The 23,870-nt window shown below is 66.5% G+C and carries 22 protein-coding genes; 8 read left to right on the top strand and 14 right to left on the bottom strand.

Translation table 11 applies throughout. The features are described 5' to 3' along the window. Nucleotides 1-7: 7 nt before the first annotated feature. The 7 genes from uraH to ACK4HL_RS06385 all read right to left on the bottom strand — a co-directional run bounded on the left by uraH (nt 8) and on the right by ACK4HL_RS06385 (nt 6,715). On the bottom strand, nt 8-355 hold the full coding sequence (gene uraH, locus ACK4HL_RS06415; RefSeq protein WP_409757408.1) for a hydroxyisourate hydrolase: 348 nt from the start codon (nt 353-355) through the stop codon (nt 8-10). A gap of 101 nt (nt 356-456) precedes the next feature. Further along, nucleotides 457-1,359, bottom strand: coding sequence for a LysR family transcriptional regulator (locus ACK4HL_RS06410; RefSeq protein WP_409757405.1), 903 nt, complete (start codon nt 1,357-1,359; stop codon nt 457-459). Between the two features lie 4 nt (nt 1,360-1,363). Beyond that, nucleotides 1,364-2,611 (bottom strand): glycerate kinase, encoded by a 1,248-nt coding sequence (locus ACK4HL_RS06405; RefSeq protein ID WP_409757402.1) that lies wholly within the window; start codon nt 2,609-2,611, stop codon nt 1,364-1,366. Nucleotides 2,612-2,687: 76 nt separating this feature from the next. Continuing rightward, the gene (locus tag ACK4HL_RS06400) at nt 2,688-3,101 is read right to left on the bottom strand and encodes a universal stress protein (RefSeq protein WP_409757399.1); all 414 of its coding nucleotides are present in this window, start codon (nt 3,099-3,101) and stop codon (nt 2,688-2,690) included. 126 nt (nt 3,102-3,227) lie between these two features. Next, entirely contained in the window at nt 3,228-4,214 is a 987-nt protein-coding gene (locus ACK4HL_RS06395) for a neutral zinc metallopeptidase (RefSeq protein ID WP_409757396.1), read from the bottom strand. A gap of 30 nt (nt 4,215-4,244) precedes the next feature. Further along, complete coding sequence (locus tag ACK4HL_RS06390) at nt 4,245-5,216, bottom strand: 2-dehydropantoate 2-reductase (RefSeq protein WP_409757393.1); 972 nt, start codon at nt 5,214-5,216, stop codon at nt 4,245-4,247. Beyond that, a complete protein-coding gene (locus ACK4HL_RS06385; RefSeq protein ID WP_409757390.1) occupies nt 5,213-6,715 on the bottom strand; it encodes an acyl--CoA ligase in 1,503 nt (500 codons plus the stop codon). Before ACK4HL_RS06385 ends, ACK4HL_RS06390 begins: the two co-directional genes overlap by 4 nt. An 85-nt stretch (nt 6,716-6,800) precedes the next feature. Between ACK4HL_RS06385 and ACK4HL_RS06380 the strand changes: the two genes are divergently transcribed. From ACK4HL_RS06380 to ACK4HL_RS06370, 3 genes are read left to right on the top strand one after another with little or no spacing between them, the layout of a single operon-like run. Beyond that, a complete protein-coding gene (locus ACK4HL_RS06380) occupies nt 6,801-8,429 on the top strand; it encodes an NAD+ synthase (protein ID WP_409757387.1) in 1,629 nt (542 codons plus the stop codon). A 2-nt stretch (nt 8,430-8,431) separates the two neighbouring features. Next, complete coding sequence (gene gltX / locus ACK4HL_RS06375) at nt 8,432-9,748, top strand: glutamate--tRNA ligase (protein ID WP_409757384.1); 1,317 nt, start codon at nt 8,432-8,434, stop codon at nt 9,746-9,748. Nucleotides 9,749-9,766: 18 nt separating this feature from the next. Beyond that, nucleotides 9,767-10,405, top strand: coding sequence for a glutathione S-transferase family protein (locus ACK4HL_RS06370; RefSeq protein ID WP_409757381.1), 639 nt, complete (start codon nt 9,767-9,769; stop codon nt 10,403-10,405). Nucleotides 10,406-10,411: 6 nt separating this feature from the next. Here ACK4HL_RS06370 and ACK4HL_RS06365 read toward each other — a convergent pair whose 3' ends face one another. After that, complete coding sequence (locus ACK4HL_RS06365; protein ID WP_409757378.1) at nt 10,412-11,176, bottom strand: phosphate/phosphite/phosphonate ABC transporter substrate-binding protein; 765 nt, start codon at nt 11,174-11,176, stop codon at nt 10,412-10,414. Between the two features lie 54 nt (nt 11,177-11,230). Here ACK4HL_RS06365 and ACK4HL_RS06360 point away from each other — a divergent pair, with 54 nt between their 5' ends. The 4 genes from ACK4HL_RS06360 (at nt 11,231) to ACK4HL_RS06345 (ending at nt 15,494) form a co-directional block, all read left to right on the top strand. Further along, nucleotides 11,231-11,974 (top strand): glycosyltransferase family 2 protein, encoded by a 744-nt coding sequence (locus ACK4HL_RS06360; RefSeq protein ID WP_409757375.1) that lies wholly within the window; start codon nt 11,231-11,233, stop codon nt 11,972-11,974. Nucleotides 11,975-12,143: 169 nt separating this feature from the next. After that, a complete protein-coding gene (locus tag ACK4HL_RS06355; protein ID WP_409757372.1) occupies nt 12,144-12,437 on the top strand; it encodes an HU family DNA-binding protein in 294 nt (97 codons plus the stop codon). Nucleotides 12,438-12,581: 144 nt separating this feature from the next. Next, complete coding sequence (locus ACK4HL_RS06350) at nt 12,582-15,017, top strand: FAD-dependent oxidoreductase (RefSeq protein ID WP_409757369.1); 2,436 nt, start codon at nt 12,582-12,584, stop codon at nt 15,015-15,017. A gap of 6 nt (nt 15,018-15,023) precedes the next feature. Beyond that, nucleotides 15,024-15,494 carry a YbaK/EbsC family protein gene (locus tag ACK4HL_RS06345; RefSeq protein WP_409757367.1) on the top strand — a complete coding sequence of 157 codons (471 nt, stop codon included), beginning with the start codon at nt 15,024-15,026 and terminating at the stop codon, nt 15,492-15,494. 9 nt (nt 15,495-15,503) lie between these two features. Here the strand turns inward: ACK4HL_RS06345 and ACK4HL_RS06340 are convergent, their stop codons facing one another. Genes ACK4HL_RS06340 through ACK4HL_RS06315 form a run of 6 tightly spaced genes read right to left on the bottom strand, consistent with a single transcriptional unit; the run spans nt 15,504 to nt 22,511 of the window. Further along, nucleotides 15,504-16,022 (bottom strand): sarcosine oxidase subunit gamma, encoded by a 519-nt coding sequence (locus ACK4HL_RS06340; RefSeq protein ID WP_409757364.1) that lies wholly within the window; start codon nt 16,020-16,022, stop codon nt 15,504-15,506. Then, nucleotides 16,015-18,972, bottom strand: coding sequence for a sarcosine oxidase subunit alpha family protein (locus tag ACK4HL_RS06335; RefSeq protein WP_409757361.1), 2,958 nt, complete (start codon nt 18,970-18,972; stop codon nt 16,015-16,017). The genes ACK4HL_RS06340 and ACK4HL_RS06335 overlap by 8 nt, the downstream gene beginning before the upstream one ends. Further along, nucleotides 18,969-19,211, bottom strand: a complete 243-nt coding sequence (locus ACK4HL_RS06330) for a sarcosine oxidase subunit delta (protein WP_409757358.1) — start codon at nt 19,209-19,211, stop codon at nt 18,969-18,971. Before ACK4HL_RS06330 ends, ACK4HL_RS06335 begins: the two co-directional genes overlap by 4 nt. Beyond that, the gene (locus ACK4HL_RS06325) at nt 19,208-20,467 is read right to left on the bottom strand and encodes a sarcosine oxidase subunit beta family protein (protein WP_409757355.1); all 1,260 of its coding nucleotides are present in this window, start codon (nt 20,465-20,467) and stop codon (nt 19,208-19,210) included. The genes ACK4HL_RS06330 and ACK4HL_RS06325 overlap by 4 nt, the downstream gene beginning before the upstream one ends. 50 nt (nt 20,468-20,517) lie before the next feature. Next, nucleotides 20,518-21,717 (bottom strand): multidrug effflux MFS transporter, encoded by a 1,200-nt coding sequence (locus tag ACK4HL_RS06320; protein WP_409757352.1) that lies wholly within the window; start codon nt 21,715-21,717, stop codon nt 20,518-20,520. Continuing rightward, nucleotides 21,714-22,511: a M55 family metallopeptidase gene (locus ACK4HL_RS06315; RefSeq protein WP_409757349.1), complete on the bottom strand. Its 798-nt coding sequence runs from the start codon at nt 22,509-22,511 to the stop codon at nt 21,714-21,716. Before ACK4HL_RS06315 ends, ACK4HL_RS06320 begins: the two co-directional genes overlap by 4 nt. Nucleotides 22,512-22,587: 76 nt before the next feature. On the opposite strand from ACK4HL_RS06315, the gene ACK4HL_RS06310 reads away from it, so the two are divergent. Next, on the top strand, nt 22,588-23,793 hold the full coding sequence (locus ACK4HL_RS06310; protein WP_409757346.1) for a cytochrome P450: 1,206 nt from the start codon (nt 22,588-22,590) through the stop codon (nt 23,791-23,793). Nucleotides 23,794-23,870 lie beyond the last annotated feature (77 nt).

The raw sequence follows: 23,870 nt of genomic DNA, 5'->3' as shown, positions 1-23,870 counted from the left end.
GGCGGGTTCAACTCCCCCTGTAGGTGGAATAGCCATAGGGCGAGAGCAGCAGGGGCACGTGGTAGTGCGCGGACGCATCGGCGATGCCGAAGCGGATCGGGATCACGTCCAGGAAGGCGGGATCAGGGAGTGCCGCGCCGTTGGCGCGAAGATAGTCGCCCGCGTGGAATCGCAGCTCGTACTGGCCGGGAGCGAAGTCGTCGCCTTCCAGGATCGGCCCGTCGGCGCGGCCATCGGCATTGGTGCGGATCGTCTTCAGCGGGCTTTCCCCGCCCATGCGGAACAACTCGATCCTGAGGCCGGCCGCGGGCCTTCCCGAAGCGGTGTCCAGCACATGCGTCGTCAGGCGGCCCATGCTCGCGCGTTCCCTCTTTGACCCGAAAAGGCTAACACAGCGGGCTTGTGCTCAAAAGAAGAATAAGGGGAACGATGCGTGCGCGAAATGCGAACGATGCCTCAGGGCAGGTGACCCCGGGCGATCGCGAGGAAGGCCTCGACGGCAGGCCGCTTCGCGGTGCCCTTGCGGGCGAGCAGCCGCAGCCGGTCCACCGGCAGGCGCTTGTCGGCGAGCGGCACGAAGACAAGTGTTCCGGCGGCAAGCTCCTGCTCGATCCCGATCACCGTCTGGAAGGCGATGCAGCTGCCACGCCGGGCGAGCGAGGCCATGAGGCGGAGCGAGCTGCATTCGAAAGCGGGCCTTATGCGCCGCGCCGCGGGAACGCTGTCCAGGATGGCGCGCAGGCTCAGCCCGCGCGAGGGCCAGGCCAGCGGAAAGTGGGCGCAATCCGGAAGCGACAGGCTCTTTGCTTTCGCCAGCGGGTGGGCGGGGGCCAATACCGCGCCGAGCCTGAGATCGCGGGAGGCCAGCACTTCGAGTCCTTCGAGGGAGGACGGGTTGAAGGTGAAGCCAAGGTCGGCCTGGTGCTCGCGCACCAGCGTGGTCACGGCTTCGGAACCCGCCACCGTCACCGCCACCTCGATTCCGGGATAGTCGGTGGCGAAGGCCAGCAGCACGTCGGGCAGGATCGACACCGAAACGCTCTCGACGGTGGCGATGCGCAACAGGCCGCGCTTCAGGCCCTTCAGCGCCGAGAGTTCGTCGAGCGTGTTCTCGTGGCCCAGCGCCGCCTGCCTGAGGCCGCGCAGCAGGGTCTCGCCGGCGGGGGTGAGGGCGAGCCCGCGGCCCGAACGGTCGAACAGCGCGACGCCGAGGGAGTCCTCGAGGCGGAGCAGCTGACGGCTGATCGCCGAGGCGGCGACGTTGATCTCGCGCGCGGCGGCGCGGACCGAACCCGTCTCCGCCACCGCCATGAAGTAGCGGTAGGCGAGAGCGACGAGCTGCGTTTCCGCCTTGGCCACGCGATCACCTGATCAGCATGGCGCGGAAATCATTGACGTTGGTGTGGGTGGGGCCGGTGACCACCTGGTCGCCCAGCCGTTCGAACAGGCTGTGGGCATCGTTGTTCTCGAGGAAGGAGATGGGGTCGAGGCCGAGGGCGCGGGCGCGTTCGAGGCTCGAAGGATCGATCACCGCGCCGGCGATCGGCTCCATGCCGTCGATGCCGTCCGTGTCGGCCGCAAGCGCGTGGATGCTTGCATCGCCGCCGATCGCGATCGCCAGCGCGAGCAGGAATTCGACGTTGCGGCCGCCGCGCCCCCTGCCCCGCACCGTCACGCCCGTCTCGCCGCCGGAGAGCAGCAGGCACGGCTTGCGAGTTGGCTGGTCATGCGCGGCGATCTCGAGGGCGATCCCGGCATGGACCTTCGCCACCTCGCGCGCCTCGCCCTCGATCCTGTCGCCGAGGTAGAGCACGCTGAGGCCCATCGCTTCCGCCTTGCCGATCGCAGCGCGAAAGGATTCGCGCGGCGAGACGATGACGCGCGTCTCGGCATCCGGGCTCGGAATGCTGCGGTCCTCGTCGGGGCCGTTCAGCCATGCAAGGACAGAAGGCGGGACGGGCACGCGGTAGCGTTCGAGAATGGCGCGCGCGTCCTTCTTGCGCGTCGGGTCCGGCACGGTGGGGCCGGAGCCGATGATGGCGGGATCGTCCCCCGGCACGTCGGAGAGCGCGAGGGTGAAGATCCGCGCCCTTCCGGCCGCGCGCGCCAGGCGGCCGCCCTTCACGGCGGAGATCTGCTTCCTCACGCAGTTGAGCTCGGAGATGTTGGCGCCGCATTTCAGCACCGCCTTCACCAGCGCGAATTTCTCCTCGATCGAGATGCCGGGAACGGGCTTCGACATGAGCGCGGAGGCACCCCCCGAGATGAGCGCGATGAGGAGATCGTCAGGCCCCAGCGTGGCGGCGAGCGACAGGGCCTTCTCCGCCGCGGCGAGGCTCGACTCGTCCGGCACCGGGTGGCTGGCATGGACGAGGCCGAGGCGCTTCAGGTCATGGGTATAGCAATGAGGCGCGATGACGAAGCCTTCGAGCGGCCCGTCCCAGTTCTCTTCGAGAGCTTTCGCCATGGGAACGGCGGCCTTGCCGGCGCCGATCACAACGGTGCGGCCCCGGGGCTTCGGTGGCAGGTTGCGGGCCACCGCCTTCATCGGATTCGCGGCTTCGACAGCCGCCTCGAAGAGGCTCCGCAGAATCGCCATGTCTTCGGTCACGTCTCATGCTCCTCCCTGCCGGGAGCATCGTTTTGCTCCAGCCGGGAGGGATGCACAAGTGAGGCCTATGGCAGGATCAGCGCGCGACCGTCACGCTGCAATGGGCGCGTCCGGCGACGTCGGAGGCCACCGAGCCGAGCACCAGGCGGGAAACGCCGCGCTTGTCGCCGGTCCCGACCACGATGTGATCGAAGCCGTTTTCCTCGGCATACTGGACGATGGCGGCGGCGGCCTCGCGGCTCCTCAGCGCCAGCTCGTTCACCGCACTGACGCCCGCCTTGCGGGCGACGGCGGCGGCGGCGTCCAAGACCTTCTTCACCTGGTCATCCTCCCAGGTGTAGATCAGCGGGCCGCGGGTTCCGCCGCGCGCGACGTTGACGGCGCAAATCGACAGCTGCGCCCCGAGCTTCGCGGCCATCTCGGCGGCAAGCTCCACGGCATGCGCCGAATGCTCGGTCCCGTCCGTGGCACAGAGAATTTTCCTGGTCATTCGTCCCTCCTCTTTCTCAGCCGAAGTCCAATTTCGGACTGACAATTAGGCAGGCAGCATCGGCCCTGCCTTGATTTCGGTCAAGATTGAACAGAGGGAGGCTGGCCCGCGCGAGGCGCGTTCGGCCTACAGACTGTCGGTTGCGAAAGTGTCGCAATCGCGCAGGCTCTGGGCCTCGAAGCCGCGCTTGAACCAGCGCACGCGCTGCTCCGAGCTGCCGTGGGTGAAGGATTCCGGCACGACATAGCCCTGGCTGCGGCGCTGCAGCCGGTCGTCGCCGATGGCGGCGGCGGCGTTGAGGCCCTCCTCGATGTCGCCCTCCTCGAGGATCCGGGCGGAGGCATTGGCCTCCTGCGCCCAGATGCCGGAGAAGCAATCGGCCTGAAGCTCCATGCGCACGGAGAGCGCGTTGGCCTCCTCCTCCGACACGCGCATGCGCTGGGCCTGCACCTTGTTGGCAATGCCGAGGAGGTTCTGCACGTGGTGGCCCACCTCGTGGGCGATGACATAGGCCTGGGCGAAATCGCCAGGTGCCCCGAGCTTGTTCTTCATGTCCTGGTAGAAGCTGAGGTCGATGTAGACCTTCTGGTCGCCCGGGCAATAGAAGGGGCCCATGGCCGACTGCGCCATGCCGCAGGCCGACTGCACGAAGCCATCGAACAGCACGAGCTTCGGCTTCTGGTAGCTCTGGCCCATCTGGGTGAAGATGCCGTCCCATATGCGGTTGTTGGAGCCCAGGACGCGCGCCACGAATTCCTTGCCGGCATCCGAATTCGCACCCGCCGTGCCGGTGCCCTGGCCGGGCGAGACGTCGTTGCCGAAGCCGATGTCGGTGCGCGTGTCGGGCAAGGTCATCTCGGAATTGCTGCCGCCCCCGGGCACGCTCACGCCGCCCTGGTTCAGCACCTGGAGGAGGTCGATCCCCAGCATCTTGAGGATGAAATAGATGATGACGAGGAAGATCAGGGTGCGGATGCTGAAGCCGCCCGCCCTGCCGCCGCCCATCGGGATGTTGATGCGCCTGCCGCGGCCGCCCGGGAAACCGAAGCCGCCGCCCTGGCCGCGCCGGTCCTCGATGCTGTCATAGTCTGGCTTCTCGTTGTCGAGGCGCATGTCACCGTCCTTGCGGATGCCTGGTTGCCGTCATGTCCTTGTGCTGCGGAACTTGCAGAGGTCATAGACCAATTGCAAGCTCGGCGTGCCGATTTTCACGAGCCGTGCAAGCTCGATGACAACTCCAAGCAGTGCGTCGAGTTCCGTGGGCCGGCCGGCCTCCACGTCCTGCAACATGGACGTGCGGTGGGCCCCCACTTTGGCAGCCATGTCCATGCGCTCTTCGATGCCCACGCCGAAGCTGACCCCCAGCGCCTCGGCAACGCCTCGTGCCTCCTCCATCATCGTGGCGATGACGCGGCGGGTGCCGGCGTCCGTGGCGAGATCGACGAGCGTTCCCAGCGTCAGCACGCTCACCGGGTTGAAACTGAGATTGCCCCAGAGCTTGAGCCAGATCTCGTTCCGCAGATTGGGCCGCACGGGGCTCTTGATGCCGGCGGAGGTGAGGAGCCGGCTCAGGATCGCCACGCGCTCCGTCTTCTCGCCCGTCGGCTCGCCGACCGGCATGCGGTCGCCGTAGTGGTGGGCGATGACGCCCGGGGCCTCGATCTCGGCCGCCTGCCAGACGACGCAGCCCAGCGCGCGTTCGGGGCCGATGCGGTTCCAGATCACGCCGCCGGGATCGACGCTTTCGAGGCGCGTTCCCTCGAGAGCACCGCCCTGGCCGTGGAAGTACCACCACGGGATGCCGTTCTGGGCGAAGAGGATCGCGGTATCCTTGCCGATCAGCGGCGAGAGCTGATCGAGCACGGCCGCCACGCCATGCGCCTTGAGGGCGAGGATGATGAAATCCTGCTCGCCGAGCCGGCGCGGGTCATCCGTGACGTTGGGGCGCAGCACATGGGTTTCGCCCGCCTGCTTCAGCGTCAGGCCGTTCTCGCGCATGGCGGCGAGATGGGCCCCTCGCGCCACGAGTGAAATCTCCGCCTCGCCCTTCATCGCCAGCCTGGCGCCGACATAGCCGCCGATGGCGCCAGCGCCGAAGACGCAGATCTTCGTCATGCGAGGCCGAGCTTCTGCGCCAGGCCGATGCGCTGCAGCTTGCCTGTGGCGCCCTTGGGGATTTCGTCGAGCACCAGGATGCGCTTGGGCACCTTGAAGGCGGCGAGGCGCCCATTGGCGAAATCCTGCAGTTCGCGCTCGCTGGCACTCATGCCTTCCCGCAGCACGACGGCGGCGGCGACCTCCTCGCCCAGCTTGTCATGAGGCATGGCGAAGGTCACCGCCTGGTGCACGGCCGCATGCTCCATCAGCACCTCGTCGACCTCCATGGGGGCGATCTTCTCGCCGCCGCGGTTGATGATCTCCTTCAGCCGCCCGGTGATCTTGAGGAAGCCGTCCTCATCCATGAGACCCTGGTCGCCGGTGTGAAACCAGCCGAAGGCGAATCCGGACTCGTTGGCCTTGGGGTTGTTCTCGTAGCCCGGCGTGACATTGGGGCCGCGCGTGACCACCTCGCCCTCCTCGCCTGCTGCGAGGAGCCGCCCGTCCGGCGCCATGATCGCCACTTCCGGACCCGCCGCACAGCCGACGAAGCCCGGCTTGCGCTTGCCGGGCGGCAGCTGGTTCGACGTCATCTGGTGGGCGTTCTCGGTCATCGCATAGGCTTCGATCACCGGGCAGGAAAAGGCGGCCTCCAACGCATGGAAAACGGGAACGGGCAGCGAGGCCGAACTCGAGCGGATGAAGCGCAGCGGATTGGCCTTGATGACTTCCTCGTTCCGCTCGGCGCGCGCCAGGATCGCCTGATGCATGGTGGGAACGGCCGTGTACCAGCTGGGCCGCGCCTCATCCATCCAGGAAAAGAACTTGAGCGCGTTGAAGCCGGGCGTGGCGAAGACGGAGCCCCCGGCCGAGAGCGTGGCGAGGATCGCCGCCACGAGCCCGTGGATGTGGAACAGCGGCATGATGTTGAGGCAGCGGTCGGCCTCCGTCAGCCGCAGCGTGTTGCGGATGTTGCCGGCGGAGGCCAGCAGGTTCGCGTGGGTGAGCGGCACGATCTTGGGGCGCGAGGTGGTGCCGGAGGTGTGAAGCACCAGCGCCACGTCCGAGGCTTCCGCCAGGCCCTGCCCTGCCGCAGGGCCCACGCCTTCACCCGAGAGGGTGAAGGCGCCGGCCTCGCGCGCCGGATGCAGACGCAGCACCGGAACGCCCAGGCGCTGCGCCGCGGCGATCGCCGGGGATGTGCTGCCCTCTTCGACCAGCAGTGCCCTGGCTTTCAGGTCGTCCATGTAGAAGTGGAACTCGTCCTCGCGATAGGCGGGGTTGAGCGGTGCCGCCGTGACGGCGGAGGCCGCCGCGACGAAGCTCGCCGCCATTTCCGGCCCGTTGGGAAGCACGATGGCGAGCTTGTCGTTGCGGGCAAGCCCGCGGGCGCGGAGGCTCGCCGCCACGTCCTCGCAGAGTGCGGCAAAAAGGCCATAGGTGAGGTCGGGGCGGCCGGAAGCCGAGATGGCGGGGGCGCCCGTATCGCGGGCATCGAGGAGGCTTTTCAGGATCATGCCCGCAGTCATGCGCAATTGGGGCTTTGCCGTCAACGCCGCGCAATTGAAGGGCTGCCCTGCATCCGCTAAGACCCCCCTCATCATGACCGACAGACTCATCATCGCGCTGGCCCAGCTCAACCCCACGCTGGGGGCGATCAACGCTAATCTCGCCCGCGCGCGGGCGGCCCGGGCGGATGTCGCCGATGCCGACCTCATCATGTTCCCGGAACTCTTCATCTGCGGCTATCCGCCGGAAGACCTTGTGCTTCGCCCCTCCTTCGTGGAGGCCTGCCGGGCGGCCGTGGAGGAGCTGGCGAAGGATACGGCGACGGGGCCTGCCGTGCTGATCGGCCTTCCCTGGCGCGAGGGTGCCAACCTCTACAATGCCGTGGCGCTGCTCGCCAATGGGCGGATCGAGACGCTGCGCTACAAGTTCGACCTGCCTAACTATGGCGTGTTCGACGAGAAGCGCGTGTTCAACTCCGGCCCCGCGCCCGGGCCCGTCTCCTTCAAGGGGGTGAGGATCGGCGTTCCGATCTGCGAGGACATCTGGCAGGAGGAGACCTGCGAGACGCTGGTCGAGACCGGGGCGGAGATCCTCCTCGTTCCCAACGGTTCGCCCTTCGAGCGCAACAAGGACGACATGCGGCTCAATCTCGTCGTCGCGCGGGTGACGGAGACGGGCTTGCCCATGGCCTATCTCAACCAGGTGGGCGGGCAGGACGAGCTCGTGTTCGACGGCGCCTCCTTCGTGCTCAATGCCGACCGCTCGCTGGCGCTCCAGATGCCGATGTTCCGGGAGGAGATCGCCGTCACCGAATGGCGGCGCGGGGCAGACGGCTGGCATTGCGTGCCCGGCGAAATCGAGGCGATCCCCGAGAAGGAGGAGGAAACCTGGAAGGCCTGCGTTCTGGGACTGCGCGACTATGTGCTGAAGAACCGCTTTCCCGGGGTGGTGCTGGGCCTCTCGGGCGGCATCGATTCCGCCGTCGTCGCCGCCATGGCGGTCGACGCGCTGGGGGCGGAGAAGGTGCATTGCGTGATGCTGCCCTATGCCTACACCAGCCGCGAGAGCCTCGCCGATGCCGAGGAATGCGCGAAGCTGCTCGGCGTGCGCTACGACGTGGTGCCGATCAAGGCTCCCGTCGAGGGATTTCTCGAGGCGCTGAAGCCGATGTTCCACGGCAGCACGCCGGGCGTCACGGAAGAGAACCTGCAGTCGCGCGCGCGCGGGGTGATCCTCATGGCGATCTCCAACAAGTTCGGCGCGATGGTGCTGACCACCGGCAACAAGTCCGAGATGTCGGTGGGCTATGCGACGCTCTACGGCGACATGAACGGCGGCTACAACCCGATCAAGGACGTGTACAAGACGGAGGTCTACCGGCTGGCCGCCTGGCGCAACGCGAGGGGCCGCGTCATCCCCGAGCGCATCATCACGAAGGCTCCCTCCGCCGAGCTGCGCGAAAACCAGACGGACCAGGATTCGCTGCCGCCCTACGACGTGCTCGACGCGATGCTCGAAGGCCTCGTCGAGAACGAGCTCCCCGTTGCCGAGATCGTCAGGGAGACGGGATATGACGAGGCGCTGGTGAAACGCGTGCAGCACATGCTCTATGTGGCCGAATACAAGCGGCGGCAGGCAGCGCCCGGCGTCAAGATCACCCGGCGCAACTTCGGGCGGGACCGGCGCTACCCGATCACCAACGGCTTTCGGGACGGGCGCTGAGCATGACCACCGTCCGCTTCGCGCCCTCGCCGACGGGGCGCATCCACATCGGCAATGCGAGGACGGCGATCCTCAACTGGCTCTTCGCGCTCAAGAGCGGCGGCGAATTCGTTCTGCGCTATGACGACACCGACACCGCGCGCTCGACGCAGGAGTTCGCCGACGGCATTGCCGCCGATCTCCACTGGCTTGGGATCAGGCCGCACCGCGTCGAATGGCAGTCGAAGCGTTTCGCGCGCTATGACGAGCTGGCGGATGGCTTGCGCGCCGCGGGCCGCCTCTATCCCTGCTACGAGACAGCCGACGAACTCGACCGGCGCCGCAAGCGCCAGCTGGCCCGCGGCCTGCCACCCGTTTACGACCGGGCGGCGCTGAAGCTCACGGCGGAGGAGCGCCAGCGCCTCGAGGCCTCGGGACAGAAGCCGCACTGGCGCTTCCGGCTCGACGGGCGAACGGTCGAATGGCACGACCTGATCCGCGGGCCGCAGCACATCGACACCGCCTCGCTCTCCGATCCCGTGCTGGTGCGCGAGGACGGGAGCTATCTCTATACGCTTCCCTCGGTGATCGACGACATCGACTTCGGCATCAGCCACGTGATCCGCGGCGAGGACCACGTGGTGAACACCGCCGTGCAGATCGAGATCACGGAAGCGCTCGGCGGCCGCGTGCCGGGTTACGCGCATCACAGCCTTCTCACCGGGGCGGACGGCAAGGGCCTGTCGAAGCGGCTCGGCTCGCTCTCGATCGCCGCGATGCGCGCGGGCGGGCTCGAGCCCATGGCGGTGGTGAGCCTCGCCGCCCTGCTCGGCACGTCAGACAACATCCATCCCTGCCTCGGCTACGAGGAGCTCGTCGAGGGCTTCGGCCTCGACAAGCTGTCGCGCGCCCCCGCCCGCTTCGACGAGGCGGAGCTTCTGCATCTCAACGCCAAGCTTCTCCATCACATGCCGTGGGAGTCGGTGAAGGACCGGCTTCCCGGCGCCTCGGAAGCCTTCTGGCTCGCGATCCGGGGCAATGTCGCGAAGCTTTCGGACACAGAGGGCTGGCGCGGCATCATCGCGGGGCCGGTCACGCCGGTGATCGCGGAGGAAGACCGGAGCTTCATCGCCGAGGCGCGACACCTGCTGCCGGAGGAGCCATGGGACGGTGGCACGTGGAAGCAGTGGACGGAGGCGGTGAAGGCCTCGACCGGCCGCAAGGGCAAGCCGCTCTTCATGCCGCTGCGCCTTGCCTTGACCGGCCTCGACCACGGCCCCGAACTCGCACAGCTCCTGCCGCTGATCGGGCGCGAGAGGGCGCTTGAGCGGCTGGCCTGATTGAGCGATGATCGGCCCATGATCCTCGTGGGCCAGTTCGACTCTCCCTTCGTGCGGCGCGTGGCGGTGACGCTGAACCACTATCACATGCCCTATGAGCGCAACACGATGTCGGTGTTCCGCAACGCCCCCGAGATGCAGAAGATCAACCCGCTGATCCGCGTGCCCTCGCTGATCCTCGAGAGCGGCGAGACGCTCATCGACTCCTCCGCCATCATCGACCATCTCGACGAGGCGGCAGGGCCGGCGCGGGCGATGACGCCGCCGCATGGGCCGGAACGGCGCAAGGTGCTGCAGGCTGTGGTGCTGGCGCTGGGATGCGCGGAGAAAGCCGTCGCACTCTTCTACGAAAGGCTGTTCCACATCGACAAGCACATCAACCGCGACTACGAGAAGCGCATCGTCTCGCAGGTCCGCGCGGGGCTCGAAAAACTGGAGCATGACTGCGGCGCGCCGTGGTTCTTCGACGAGAAGATGACGCAGGCAGACATCACCATCGGCTGCACCGTGAGCTACATGAAGATGCGGACGCCGGACGTGTTCCCGCCCGAGAAGTATCCGAAGCTTCATGCCCTTGCGCTGCACTGCGAGACCAAGGAGGACTTCGTGAAGGCGCGCCCCTCGCCGGACGAAACGGTGCCGGTGCCGAAGCGCTGAGCTGCCTCACAGCAGTTCGAGACCCCCGTTCCTTTCGAGCGCCTTTTCGAGATCGGTGATGCGGTCGTAGGTCTCGGGCGGCAGCAGCGAGAAACCGGCCAGCAGCAGCCGTTCGCGCACCGGTGCGAGATCGGGATCGGCGAAGGCGCTGCCCAATGCGTCTCGAAGCGCCGAGGGATCGCCCACCTGGGTGATCCACGGCAGGCCGGGCACGGCGGGAGACCGCGCGACCTCCACCAGGCCTTGCAGAAGATCCGGACGATGGTGCCGGGCGAGCTCCACGCAGACGCAGTCGATGGCGCAGAGATCGGCGCGCCCCTCGCGCACCGCATCGAGCGAAGCAAGATGGCCGCCGGTTTCGATGGCGCGCGCGAAGAAGCGGCCACGCTCTGCGTAGGGTGCCACCGCGAGCTTCAGCGCCAGCATGCCGGACATCGAGTCAGGCGTGTTCACCGCCGCAACGGCGCCCCTGAACGCCGCGACCGGCCCGGCCTCGCGCGCAAAGAGAATGCTGCGATACATTGGGCCCTCGCAGCCGTCGGCCGTATAGTGAGGCGTTGCCACGAGCTTCACCTTGCCCCTGAGCGCATGGGTGAAGGGATAGCCGCAGGTCTGCGCGAAGAGGAGATCATCGCGGAACCAGGGGGCCGCAAAGTCGGCGGGGCGCTCGAGCGGCGCATCGACTCCCAGGCGACGCGCGAGCCCGGCCCACCACTGGTCGGTCGCTTCCCTCACCTCTGGCCAGTCATACATCTGCAGCGCGGCGATCATGAAACCATGCTATAGCAGGCAATCCCGCGAGGGTAGTTCCGCGTAGCACAAGGCATGAAGAGCATCTCCGTCGTCATCCCCACCCGTGGCCGCCATCATTTCCTGAAGCAGGCGCTCGACAGCGTGCTGGCGCAGACCCATGCCCCGGAGGAGATCATCGTCGTCGACGACGGCGTGGGTGCTGCGGATGCGGTCGGTGCGCTCCATGGCCCGATCAGGGTGCTCGACAACCGCCAGCGCGGGCCGGTGCCGGCGCGCAACATGGGCGTTGCCGCGGCAAAGGGCGATCTCATCTGCTTCCTCGACGACGACGACTGGTTCACGGACGAGGGCTATTTCGAGAAGGCGGCGCAGGCCTTTGCGCGCGAAGCCGCATTCTGCCACGCGGATGGCGTCATGGTGTTCGAGGACGGCCGCGCCAGCCTGCCCTTCGCGTTCGAGGCCGATGCGGAGACGCTCACCCGCGACAACACGATCCTCATCTCCGGCGTCATTTACAGGCGAAGCCTTCATGAGGAGCTGGGGCCCTTCGACGAGTCCCTTCCCTACTACTGGGACTGGGACTGGTATCTCCGCGTGGCGCGCGCCGGCCATGCGCTCACGCACATCAGGAAGCCGGTGGTGGCGATCCGCGTTCATGCGCAGAACATGTCCGGCGAATCGCTCGAGGCGCAGCGGCGGGCCAATCTCGACCGGTTTTCCACAAAGCATCGCCTGCCGCCCATCCCGCTCAAGAACCATCTCGACATCGCCACGCAAGCCCCGGGCAAGCCGGCGCCAGATGCATTATCTTCTTGATTTGACATATGTTTCTTTCTGTTCAGATGTGTCAAAAAGGAGTTAAACCGCGTAATTCAAGGGTTTTTCCCGGCCGCGGCGGCAAAAACCCTTGAAAATAAGCGTTTTCACGAATCGAAAGCTGGGTTAACGCGTTGACTCAGCCAAACCCCCAATCAAGGAGAGACACATGGCTGACGACAAGATCCAGACGATTGCCCTCTCGAAGATCGCCGCCGAACTGGCCGAGAAGCACGAGATGTCGAAGAAGGCGGCAGGCGAATTCCTGAACGCCTTCGTGGACCTCACCGTCAAGAACCTGAAGCGCGGCCACAAGGTGCGTGTCACCGGCCTCGGCATCTTCCAGGTCAAGAAGCGCCCCGCCCGCATGGGCCGCAACCCCGCCACGGGCGAGCAGATCAAGATCAAGGCCTCGAAGAAGCTGGCCTTCCGCGCCGCCAAGGAAGTCAAGGACGCGATCTGAGCTTCGGCGCTTTCATGAAATGGCCCTGCCGCGAGGCGGGGCCATTTTCTTTGGATGAATTCTTTTCACCGGCAGCGGCGATTGCGGCCCCCCGCCCGCCAAGCTAAAACGCCCGCAAAACACCCCTTTTCGCAAGGATATTCCATGAAGACCCAGGCTCGTGTCGTGGTGATCGGCGGCGGTGTCGTCGGATGCTCGGTGCTTTATCATCTCACCAAGGCCGGCTGGAAGGACGTGGTGCTCGTCGAGCGCGACATCCTCACCTCGGGATCGACATGGCATGCGGCGGGCGGCTTCCACACGCTGAACGGCGATCCGAACGTGGCGAAGCTCCAGGGCTACACGATCGCGCTCTACAACGAGCTGGAGCAGATCTCCGGCCAGGCCTGCGGGCTTCACCGTTCGGGCGGGCTCATCCTGGCCGACAGCCCGGAGCGAATGGAATGGCTGAAGATGGCCCATGCCCGCGCGCGCTATCTCGGCCTCGAAACCGAGATCATCTCCATGGCGGAAGCCAAGAAGATGCATCCGCTGCTTGAAGAGAAGTATTTCGTCGGCGCCATGATCGACAAGGCGGACGGCAACCTCGACCCGGAAGGCACCACGCATGCCTATGCCAAGTCTGCCCGCATCAACGGCGCCGAGATCTACCAGGACACCAAGGTCGAGGAGCTGAAGCAGAGGAAGGACGGCAGCTGGGACGTCATCACGTCCAAGGGATCGATCCATGCCGAGCATGTCGTCAACTGCGGCGGGCTGTGGGCGCGCGAGGTGGGCCGCATGGTGGGCCTCGAGCTTCCGGTGCTCGCCATGGAGCACATGTATCTCGTCACCGACGAGATGCCCGAAGTCGTCTCCTACAACAAGGAGCGCGGCCACGAGCTGCCGCACATCATCGACTTCAAGTCCGAGATCTACATGCGCCAGGAGCGGAGCGGCATGGTGCTCGGCACCTATGAGCGCGCCTGCGTGCCGTGGAGCCCGAAGCAGACGCCGTGGGGCTTCGGCCGCGAGCTCCTCCAGCCGGACCTCGACCGCATCGCACCCAATCTCGAGCTCGGCTACAAGCATTTCCCGGCTCTTGCCAATGCCGGCATCAAGCGCGTCATCAACGGGCCCTTCACCTTCACGCCCGACGGCAACCCGCTGGTGGGCCCCGTTCAGGGCGTGCAGAACTTCTGGCTCGCCTGCGGCGTCATGGCGGGCTTCAGCCAGGGCGGCGGCGTGGGCCTGGCGCTTTCACAGTGGATGGTGAACGGCGATCCCGGCTTCGACGTCTGGGCCATGGACTGCGCCCGCTTCGGCGAATGGGCGACGCGCACCTACACCAACGAAAAGGTGCGCGAGAATTACTCCCGCCGCTTCTCGATCCGCTTCCCCAACGAGGAGCTTCCCGCCGCAAGGCCGCAGCAGACCACCGCGCTTTATGACATCATGCTCAGCCAAGGCGCGGTGATGGGAGACTCCTGGGGCCTCGAGACGCCGCTGTGGTTCGCGCCGAAGGGTGTGGAGCCGAAGGACATCGTCTCGTTCCGCCGCTCCAACGACTTCCCGCATGTGAAGGCGGAGGTGCTGGCGACGCGCAACGGCGTGGGCGTGACCGAGATCGCGAACTTCGCCAAGTACCGATTCACCGGACCGGGAGCGGAGGCCTTCCTCTCGCGCCTCATGACCAACAAGATGCCGAAGACCGGCCGCATCATCCTCACGCCGATGCTCAACCCGGCGGGCAAGCTCATCGGCGACTTCACCATCGCCAAGGCCTCCGACGAGTGCTTCTACATGTGGGGATCGAGCCAGGCGCAGAAATATCACATGCGCTGGTTCGAACGGCACCTGCCCGCCGATGGATCGGTGCAGATCCACCGCTACGACATGGGGCTCGTCGGCCTCTCGATCGCCGGACCGAAATCACGCGCGGTGCTGGAACAGCTCGTGGACGAGGACGTGTCCAACGCCGCCTTCCGCTTCATGGACCACCGCTCCATGGAGGTGGCGCATTGCCCGGCGCTCATCAACCGCGTGACCTACACGGGCGACCTCGGCTACGAGATCTGGGTGACGCCAGAGTACCAGCGCCGCCTCTACCAGGAGATCATGCGGGCGGGCACGGCGCATGGCATCGTCAATTTCGGCATGCGGGCGCTGCTCTCCATGCGGCTCGAAAAGAACTTCCCCACCTGGTTCCGCGAGCTCCGCCCGATCTATGGCGGCTTCGAAGCCGGAATGGACCGCTTCATCGATCTCACCAAGAACGACTTCGTCGGCCGCGAGGCGGCGATGGAGGAGAAGCGTTCGGGCGGCACGCTGCGGCGCGTTTCCATGATCGTCGATGCGGCGGACGCGGACGTGCTGGGCGACGAGCCTATCTGGCACAAGGGCAAGGTGGTGGGCTGGGTCACCTCCGGCGGCTTCGCGCATTATGTGGGCAAATCCATGGCCCAAGGCTACGTGCCGAAGGAGCTGGCGGGCGACACCGGCGAAGGCGCCTTCGAGATCGAGATCATCGGCGAGAACCGCCGGGCCACCATCATCACCGAGCCGCCCTTCGACCCCGAAGGCAAGCGGATGCGGTCCTGATCCGGGATGCGGGCCTCGACGCACCCGCAGGCGCTCCGCGTGCAGGCGGCGCTGGGGCCCTCCTTCAGCGTCGTCGAGTTCGACGAGAGCACGCACACGGCGCAGGAGGCGGCCGACGCCATCGGCTGTGCGCTGGCGCAGATCGCCAAGTCCATCCTGTTCCGGAGCCAGACCGGCAAGCCGGTGCTGGTGATCGCATCCGGCGTCAACCGGGTGGACGAGAAGAAGATCCGCGCGCTCATCGGCGAGAAGGTCGAGCGTGCCAGCCCGGATTTCGTGAAGGAAACGACGGGCTATGGGGTGGGCGGAGTTCCGCCCCTGGGACATGCCACGCCATGTGTGGTGTTTCTCGATGAGGACCTGAAGGCGTTCCCGACGTCGTGGGCCGCGGGCGGCACGCCAAATGCGGTGTTCGAGATCGGGTTCGGAAAGCTGGTGGAGTTGTCAGGCGCAGTGGTCGCGGATGTGAAGAAGTAAGGGTCTGTTTCAGCAGAATTCCAGCGCCGCGTCCGTGACCACTTCCCAGACGTTCAGCGCGAAGGTCCGCATCGCATAAACATCGAAGGAGTCCTCGCGCGTGCAGTGGACGGTGACGGGCGTGTGGTGAAGTCCCGTGAGGGCGACGCCGCCCGGCTTGAAGACCGAGGCGTGAAAATCGACCGGCATGAGCTTCGCCAGCACGGCGCGGGCGGGCGAGCCTGAAAGGGCGATGCGCACGCGGCTGTGGGAGAGCGGCGTCACCGCGCAATGGCCTTCGAGCCGCGCCGGCGTCTCGTCCCGCTCCGGCCCGATCAGCCAGAACTGCGCGGGCCCGGTGCGGAAGATGGTGTGCTCGCCGTTCACCTGCGCCTGCGCCACCTTCTCCGGCAGCGGGCCCGTCACGGCCGCGATGCTCTTCTCGGGCCCGGCAAGCTGCGTGAGCGAGAAGCCGGGACGCTCGGCGATGACGAGCTTCGCGCTTGCGTAGGGGGCGGCGGAGGCGAGCGCCGATCGTCTCTCAAGCATGGAGGCGGGCTCCCTCGTGATCGATGAAGTGTGGCGAGACGATTTTGAGCCGCGCCTGCTCGTTCTTCAGCGGGAAGGCGGCGACGATCTCCTCGCCTTCGTGCTTCAGGCCGCCCTTGTAGAGGCCGAGGGCAATGAACTTGTTGAGCTCCGTGGACCAGGTCACCGAGGTGATGTAGCCGCGGCCATGGCCCTTGATCTCGTCCGTCGCGGCGAAAAGGATCGAGCCGCCGCGCAGCTTCTTCTCGGGCTCCAGCAATTCGAGCCCGACGAGGCTCCAGCGCTCGGGCGACTGTGCATCCTCCCGGAACCGCAGAGCGCGGCCTACATAATCCTTCTCCTTGCCGGCCATCCTGCCCAATCCGAGATCATCCAGCGTGTTGCGGTGGTCGAGCTCGAGACCAGCCACATGGCCCTTTTCGATGCGCAAGCTCGCTAGCGCTTCCAGGCCATAGGGCTTGATACCAGTCGAAGCCGCGGCTTCGAGGATGTGCTCCCACAGGCTGATAGCGTAATCCGCCGCGACGTGGACCTCATAGGCGAGCTCGCCCGAAAACGACATGCGCAGCAGCCGCACCGTGACGCCCTCGAAGGCGATGTCCCGGCAGCCCATGTGCGGCAGCGCCTCATTCGAGAGGTCAGCCTCCGGGAAGGCAAGCTGGAGCGCCTCGCGCGCCTTCGGCCCGGAAACGGCCATTCCCGCCCATTCGTCGGTCAGAGAAGCCACCTCGACGTCGAGATCGGTCCAGTGGCATTGCAGGAGATATTCGAGCCATGACATGACCTCACCCGCCTGGGCGGTGGTCGTCGTCATGTAAAAGCGGTCTTCCGAGATCCGCGCCGTGGTGCCGTCATCCAGCACCACGCCGTCATCGTTCAGCATCACGCCGTAGCGCACCTTGCCGACGGGCAGCTTGGCAAAGCCGTTGACATAGACGCGGTTGAGGAATTCCGCGGCATCGCGGCCCTGGATGTCGATCTTGCCCAGCGTCGAGACGTCGGCGAGGCCCACGCCCTTGCGCACCAGTTCCATTTCCTTCAGGTAGGCCGTCTCGGGCGAGTTGCCGGCCCAGGCATAATACCAGGCGCGCTTCCACAGCCCGGCGTCGATGAAGGTCGCACCGTTCTTCGCGTGCCAGTCATGAAGCGGCGAGCGCCGCACCGGGCGGAAATGCGCGCCCACCACGCGGCCCGCGATGGCACCCATGGTGAGCGGCGCATAAGGCGGGCGGAAGGTGGTGGTGCCGGCTTCGGGGATGGTGACGCCGCGGTGTTCCGCCATCAGCGCCAGGGCGTTGATGTTCGACGTCTTGCCCTGGTCGGTGCCCATGCCGAGCGTGGTGTAGCGCTTCAGGTGTTCGACCGATCGGTAGCCTTCCTCATGGGCGATCCTGACGTCCTTCGCCGTCACATCGTTCTGGAAATCGACGAAGGCCTTGCCCCTGCCCTCCTGGGGCGGAGCCCAGACGGGGAGGATCGCATAGCTCGCGTCCGTCACGTGCTCGGGCGGATAGACGGGACGCGTCTTGCCGAAGCCCGCAACGGAGGCGGCGGAGGCACCGGCCTTCGCACCCTCGGCCACGGCAGCGGCGAGGCCGAAGCTTCCCATCATGGCGCCCGCGCCGAAATGGGTGGGCGCGAAACCGCCGGGCACGAAGCCGGCGATGCCCTCGTCGTAGCGCGGCTTGATGCCGCCATGCGAGGAGAGATGGACGACGGGCGACCAGCCGCCCGCCATGCCGACCGCATCGCAGTCGACCGACACCGCATGCGCGCCGCCAAGCCGCACGCGCTTCACGGCCTTCGCACCCTCGACATCCACGATGCCGCTCCCGGGGAAGATGGCAACACCCTTCGCACCCGCCCGCGACAGGATCTCGGGCGCGACGGCGGCGCGATGATCGGCGACCGTCACCGCGACGCCCGCTGCGGCAAGATCGACCGCCGCGTCATAGGCGGTGTCATTGTTAGTGACGATCACCGCGCGCTTCTCTGGCGCCACGGCAAAGCGATTGAGGTAGCTGCGCAGCGCCGAGGCCAGCATCACGCCCGGGCGGTCGTTGTTGGAGAAGACGAGCGGCCGTTCGATGGCGCCCGTGGCCAGCACGATGGCCCTCGCGCGAAGCTGCGTCAGCACCATGCGGGCATCGCCCTTCCGCGCATCGGGCCGGAGATGGCTGCGGTTCTCCACCAGAACGGCAAGATTGCCGTCATAAAGGCCCTGCACCGTTGTGCGGGTGAAGGCCTGCACCCTGGCAAGCCCCTTCAGCTCATCCACGCAGCCGGCACGCCAGGCCTCGTGCTCGGTATCCCTGCCGGAGAGCAGGCTGCCGCCGAGTTCGCTGTCCTGCTCGGCCAGCACCACGCGCGCGCCGCTGCGTCCCGCCGTCAAGGCGGCGGCGAGTCCCGCGGGGCCGGAGCCCACCACCAGCACGTCGCAGAAGGCATAGCGCGTCTCGTAGCGGTCGGGGTCTGGAAGGTCGGTGGCGGCGCCGAGGCCCGCCGCCTTGCGGATGAAGGACTCGTAGAACATCCAGGAGCCCTTGGTGGGGCCCATGAAGGTCTTGTAGTAGAAGCCCGACTGGAACATCGGCGAGATGAGCGAGTTCACTGCCATCACATCGAAACCGGGCGATGGCCAGGCGTTCTGCGTGCGCGCCACGAGGCCGTCCACGAGATCGGTCATGGTGGCCGCGACGTTCGGTTCCGTCGTGGCGCCTTCGCCCAAGGTGAAGAGGCCGTTCGGCTCTTCGATGCCGGCGGAGAGGAGTCCGCGCGGACGGTGATACTTGAAGCTGCGGCCGATGAGCAGGCGGCCATTGGCGAGAAGGGCCGAGGCCAGCGTATCGCCCGCGAAGCCGTTGAGCGCCGTACCGTCGAAACGGGCGCTCACGGGCTTCGCCCGGTCGATGCGGCCGCCAGAGGCCAGGCGGCGGAAGGATTTCGTCACACCACACCCCCGATCTCGTTGGTGGCGGTGTTGCGTGCCAGCGCGAACCAGCGGCGGCAGCCGAGCACGTGCTGCCAATATTCGGTGTGCGGGCCCTTAGGGTTATCGAACAGGAAGTAGTAGTCGTGCCAGGCCTTGAGATTGCCCTTGCCATGCTCCGGGCGCTGCTTCGAGGCATCGCCGCCGTAACGGAATTCCGAGACGTCACGCTCGCCGCAATGGGGGCACGGGATGATCATTGCTTGTAGGTCCAGTTGCCGAGGCCGAATTCGTCGAGTTCGCGCGCCTTCTCGAAACGGTCGAGCGAGAAGTCGCGGTTGAGTTCGTGTTCCGCGTCGTTGGCGATGGTGTGGGAGAAGGTCCAGCCCGAGGCGGGTGTCGCCTTGAAGCCCTGGTAGCACCAGCCGCCGTTCAGATAGAGGTTCTTCACCTCGGTGCGGCAGATGAAGGGGCTGCCATCCGGCGTCATGTCCTGGATGCCGCCCCAGTGGCGGAGCAGCCGCAGCCGCGAAATGAAGGGCATGAGTGAGACGGCACATTCGGCGACCGTCTGGATGCGGTTGAACTGGCCGCGCTGGGTGTAGGTGTTGAAGCCGTCGATGTGGCCGCCGAAGACGAGGCCGCCCTTGTCGGACTGCGAGAGATAGAAGAGTTCCGCACCCCAGGAGACGACGTGGTGCACGATGGGCTTGATGGGCTCCGTCACGAAGGCCTGGAGGATGTGGCTCTCGACGGGAAGCCGGAGCCCCGCCATCTTCGCCACGTGGGAGGTGTGGCCGGCGACCGCGATCCCCACACGTCCGGCATTGATGCGGCCGCGCGAGGTCTCGACGCCCGTCACCTTGCCGTTCTCGATCGTGAAGCCCCCGACCTCGCAGTTCTCGATGATGTGGACGCCCAGGTTCGAGGCGGCGCGGGCATAGCCCCAGGCAACAGCATCATGCCGCACGGTTCCGGCCCGCGGCTGCATGATGGCGCCATAGACGGGCCACCGCGCCTCCTTCGAATAGTCGAGGAAGGGCAGAAGCTTCTCGACGTCGGACCGGTCGAGCAGTTCGGCGTCGATGCCGTTCAAGCGCATGACGTTGCCGCGCCGCGCGAACACGTCCATCTGCGAGGGGCTCACCGCCAGCACGATCTGGCCGCGCTGGGAGACCATGCAGTTGAAGTTGAGTTCGTGCGAGAGGCCTTCCCACAGCTTCAGCGAATGTTCGAAGAAGGCGGTATTGCCGCCGATCATGTAGTTGGAGCGGATGAGGGTGGTGTTCCGCCCGACGTTGCCTGAGCCGATGTAGCTCCGCTCGATCACCGCCACGTTGCGGATGCCGTGGTTCTTCGCGAGATAATACGCGGTCGCGAGGCCGTGGCCGCCGCCGCCGACGATCACCACGTCATAGGAGGGCTTCGGATCGGGCGATTCCCACGCTCTCGGCCAGGGGAGATCCGGCTGAACCGCGTGGCGCGCGAGGGCAAGGGCTGAGTAATGCTTCGACACGAGGTGAGTTGCTATCAGAACTCAGGGCCGCTCGGCAAGGCGTGGAAAACTCACCTCCTGCGGCGTTCGGCCCATTCCGTGGAGGCAAGGGCGATGAGCCCCAGTCCCGCGAAGCCCGCCACCAGGGGAATCAGCGTGCCGTCATAGAGCTGGCCGATGTAGCCCCCGGTCAGTATGGCGACCAGCGAGGAGAGCGCCCCCGAGATCGCCGCCGCCATGCCGGCGATGCGGCCCATCGGCTCCATGGCGATGGCGTTGAAATTGCCGAACAGCAGCCCGCTGCAGAAGAAGGTGAGGAAGAGGTAGGCGGCGAGGCTCCACAGCGGAGGATGGCCGTCGAGCAGCAGGCTGGCTGCCAGGAAGGCGACTGCCAGGCCGACGAAGCCCCGGAGCGCCAGTGCGGAGAGGCGGCGCATTCCGTAGCGCATGACGAGCCGCGCGTTGACCATCATGGCGATGGCGATGCCGCCGGCGAACAAGGCGAACCACAGCGCGAAATAGGCCCCCTGGCCGTATTGCTCGGCGAAGATCTGCTGCGAGGTGCCGAGATAGGAGATGAAGCTGCCGAAGATTGCCCCGGAGGCCAGCGTGTAGCCCATGGCGACAGGGTGGCGAAGCACCTCGACGGCCGCGGCGAGGAGGGCCCCGGGCGAGAGCGGCGAGCGCCGTTCCCGTGGCAGTGTTTCCTCCTGCCGGAACCACAGCCACAGCCCGGCGATGACACCCATGCCGAGCAGGCCGAGGAAGATCATCCGCCAGCTCGCCACCAGAAGCACGAGCTGGCCGATGCTGGGCGCCAGGATCGGCACCAGCATGAAGACCATCATGACGAAGGACATCACCCGCGCCATGGCCGCACCACCCTGCCCGTCCCGCACCATGGCAATCGACACGATGCGCGGTGCCGAGGCGCCGAAGCCCTGGATGAAGCGGCCCGCCAGCATCATCGGGAAGCTCGTCGCCGCAAGGCAGAGGAGTGCGCCCAGCGCGTAGAAGCAGAGGCCCACGACGATCGTCGGCTTGCGGCCGAGCGAATCCGACCAGGGGCCGTAGACCAGCGTTCCGAGCGTCAGGCCGGCGAAGAAGACGGTGATGATGTACTGCCGGCTGTTCGCGTCGGCCGCCCCCAGTTCCGCCGCGATGGCGCCGATCGCAGGGAGCATCGTGTCGATGGACATCGCCACCATGGCGTTGAGCAACGCCACGAGAACGATGAACTCGAACGAGATGCGGCCTGCAGCCTTGGTCATGTGACGTAGTTCAGCATGCGCAGCACGTCGAAATAATGTCCGGTCTCGAAGCGCACGGTACGGTTCCCCACATGCATCATGCCGGGATACCACTGGTGGCGGGCCGCCAGCACGGGGTTCGAATAGGTGATCTCGACGATCACGTGTTCCGGCACCTGCAGCAGCGACTGCCTGAGATCGCCGCGGAGCGATGCCGCAGCGCCTTCGCGGATCGCCTTGCATGCGGCGGCGGGAGTCATCGAAACCGTGGACTGCCCGCGGCCTTCCTTCACCGCGCAGCGGGTGACGGCCGGGTTCGTCTCCTCGATCTCCTGCATCAGTCCCTTGTCGCCACTCACGAAGACGGTGGGAACGCCCAGCATCGACGCCGCCAGGGCGTGGATCAGATATTCCGAGGCGCGGCGGCCGTTGATGCGGATCTCGGCGGCATCGTGCGAGAGGGTGTGGGCGAGGCTGTTCTCCTCAGAGCCCGCCGCGCTGTGATAGCCGATCATCATCACCGCGTCGAAGCTCTCGTCCAGCTCCTGGACCATGCAGAGGGGGTGTCCCATCCAGGAGCGCACCAGCCGCACGTCGGCGGGCAGCATGGAGGCGATCAGGTTGCGCCCGGAGGAATGTGCGTCCTTCACCAGGATCTCGGTCGCGCCGGCGATCTTGGCGCCCTCGATCGCCGCCACCGCCTCGCGCGTCATCTGCTCGCGGAACTCGGGGTAATCCGCGTGGTTCTTCTCGGCTTCGTCCCAGTGGGTGATGCCGGCGCAGCCTTCGATGTCGACGCTGATGAAAACCTTCATGTCCCTGCCCTCCTCGTGTGGCGCGCTTCTTACCCCGGCTTGCGAGAATAGGCGACTTCGCGAGAAGATGGCAGCCATGCGCATCCACACCTCCCGCCGCTCGGTCTTCCTCGATCCCGTCGAACCGGAATTCTACAACGACCCATACCCCGCCTATCGAGCGATCCGCGCCGAGGTGCCCGTCTTCAGGTGGGAGCAGTATGGATACTGGTGCTTCGCCCGCCACGAGGACGTGAGCGCCCTGCTGCGCGACCGGCGCTTCGGCCGGCAGATCCTGCATGTGGCGAGCCGGGAAGAGCTCGGCTGGCCTGAGACGCCGGAGCATCTGAAGCCGTTCTACGCCTTCGAATCGCACTCACTGCTGGAGCTGGAACCGCCCGTCCACACGCGGCTCCGGGGCCTTATCAACCGCTCCTTCCTGTCGCGGCAGGTGGAGCGGCTGCGGCCGGCAATCGCCAGCCTCGCCAATGGCTTGATCGACAGGATCGAGGAAACGGGCGAGGCCGAGCTGCTAAACGATTTCGCGACCCCGATCCCGGTGATCGTCATCTGCGACCTGCTGGGCGTTCCGACGGAGATGGCGCAGCAGCTCCTCGCCTGGTCGCATGACATGGTGGCGATGTACCAGGCGCGGCGCGACCGCGCGGTCGAGGACCGTGCGGTGAAGGCGACGCTGGAATTCTCGAGCTTCATGAGGGACTACGTGAAACGCCGCCGGAAAGAGCCGCGCGACGACCTGATTTCCGAGCTGATCAGGGCCGAGGAGGAGGGATCGAAGCTCTCGGAAGACGAGCTCGTCACCACCGCCATCCTGCTCCTCAACGCCGGGCACGAGGCGACTGTGCATGCGCTGGGGAATGGCATCAAGTGCCTCATCGAGCACGAGATCCGCGAAGCGATCGGCGAGGCTCACGTCGAGGAATTGCTGCGTTACGACGCGCCGCTCCACCTCTTCACCCGCTATGCGCTGGAAGACCTTGAATATGCTGGCCTTCGCCTGAAAAAGGGAGAGACGGTGGGGCTTCTCCTGGGGGCTGCCAACCGCGACCCGGCGCGCTTTCCGGAGGCAGACCGCTTCGTTCCGGCGCGGCAGCCCAACCCGCATGTGAGCTTCGGGGCGGGCGTCCACTTCTGCATCGGCGCGCCACTCGCCCGGCTGGAGCTTGCGGTGGCGCTCCCCATCCTGTTCCGGCGGCTGCCGAAACTCGCCCTGGCGGAGCAGCCCTGCTATCGCAACGCCTATCATTTCCACGGGCTCGAGCGGCTGAAGGTGACGTTCTAGCGGCGTCGTTTCCCGGCCATGGCCTGACGCTTTGCTTCACGCCGACGAGCACGGTTGAGCGTAAACCACCCGTCACG

The organism is Aestuariivirga sp. (assembly GCF_046294715.1).
Taxonomy (GTDB): domain Bacteria; phylum Pseudomonadota; class Alphaproteobacteria; order Rhizobiales; family Aestuariivirgaceae; genus Aestuariivirga.
The sequence above is the reverse complement of the archived record's forward strand: the minus strand, read 5'-3'. Positions and strand labels throughout refer to the sequence as shown.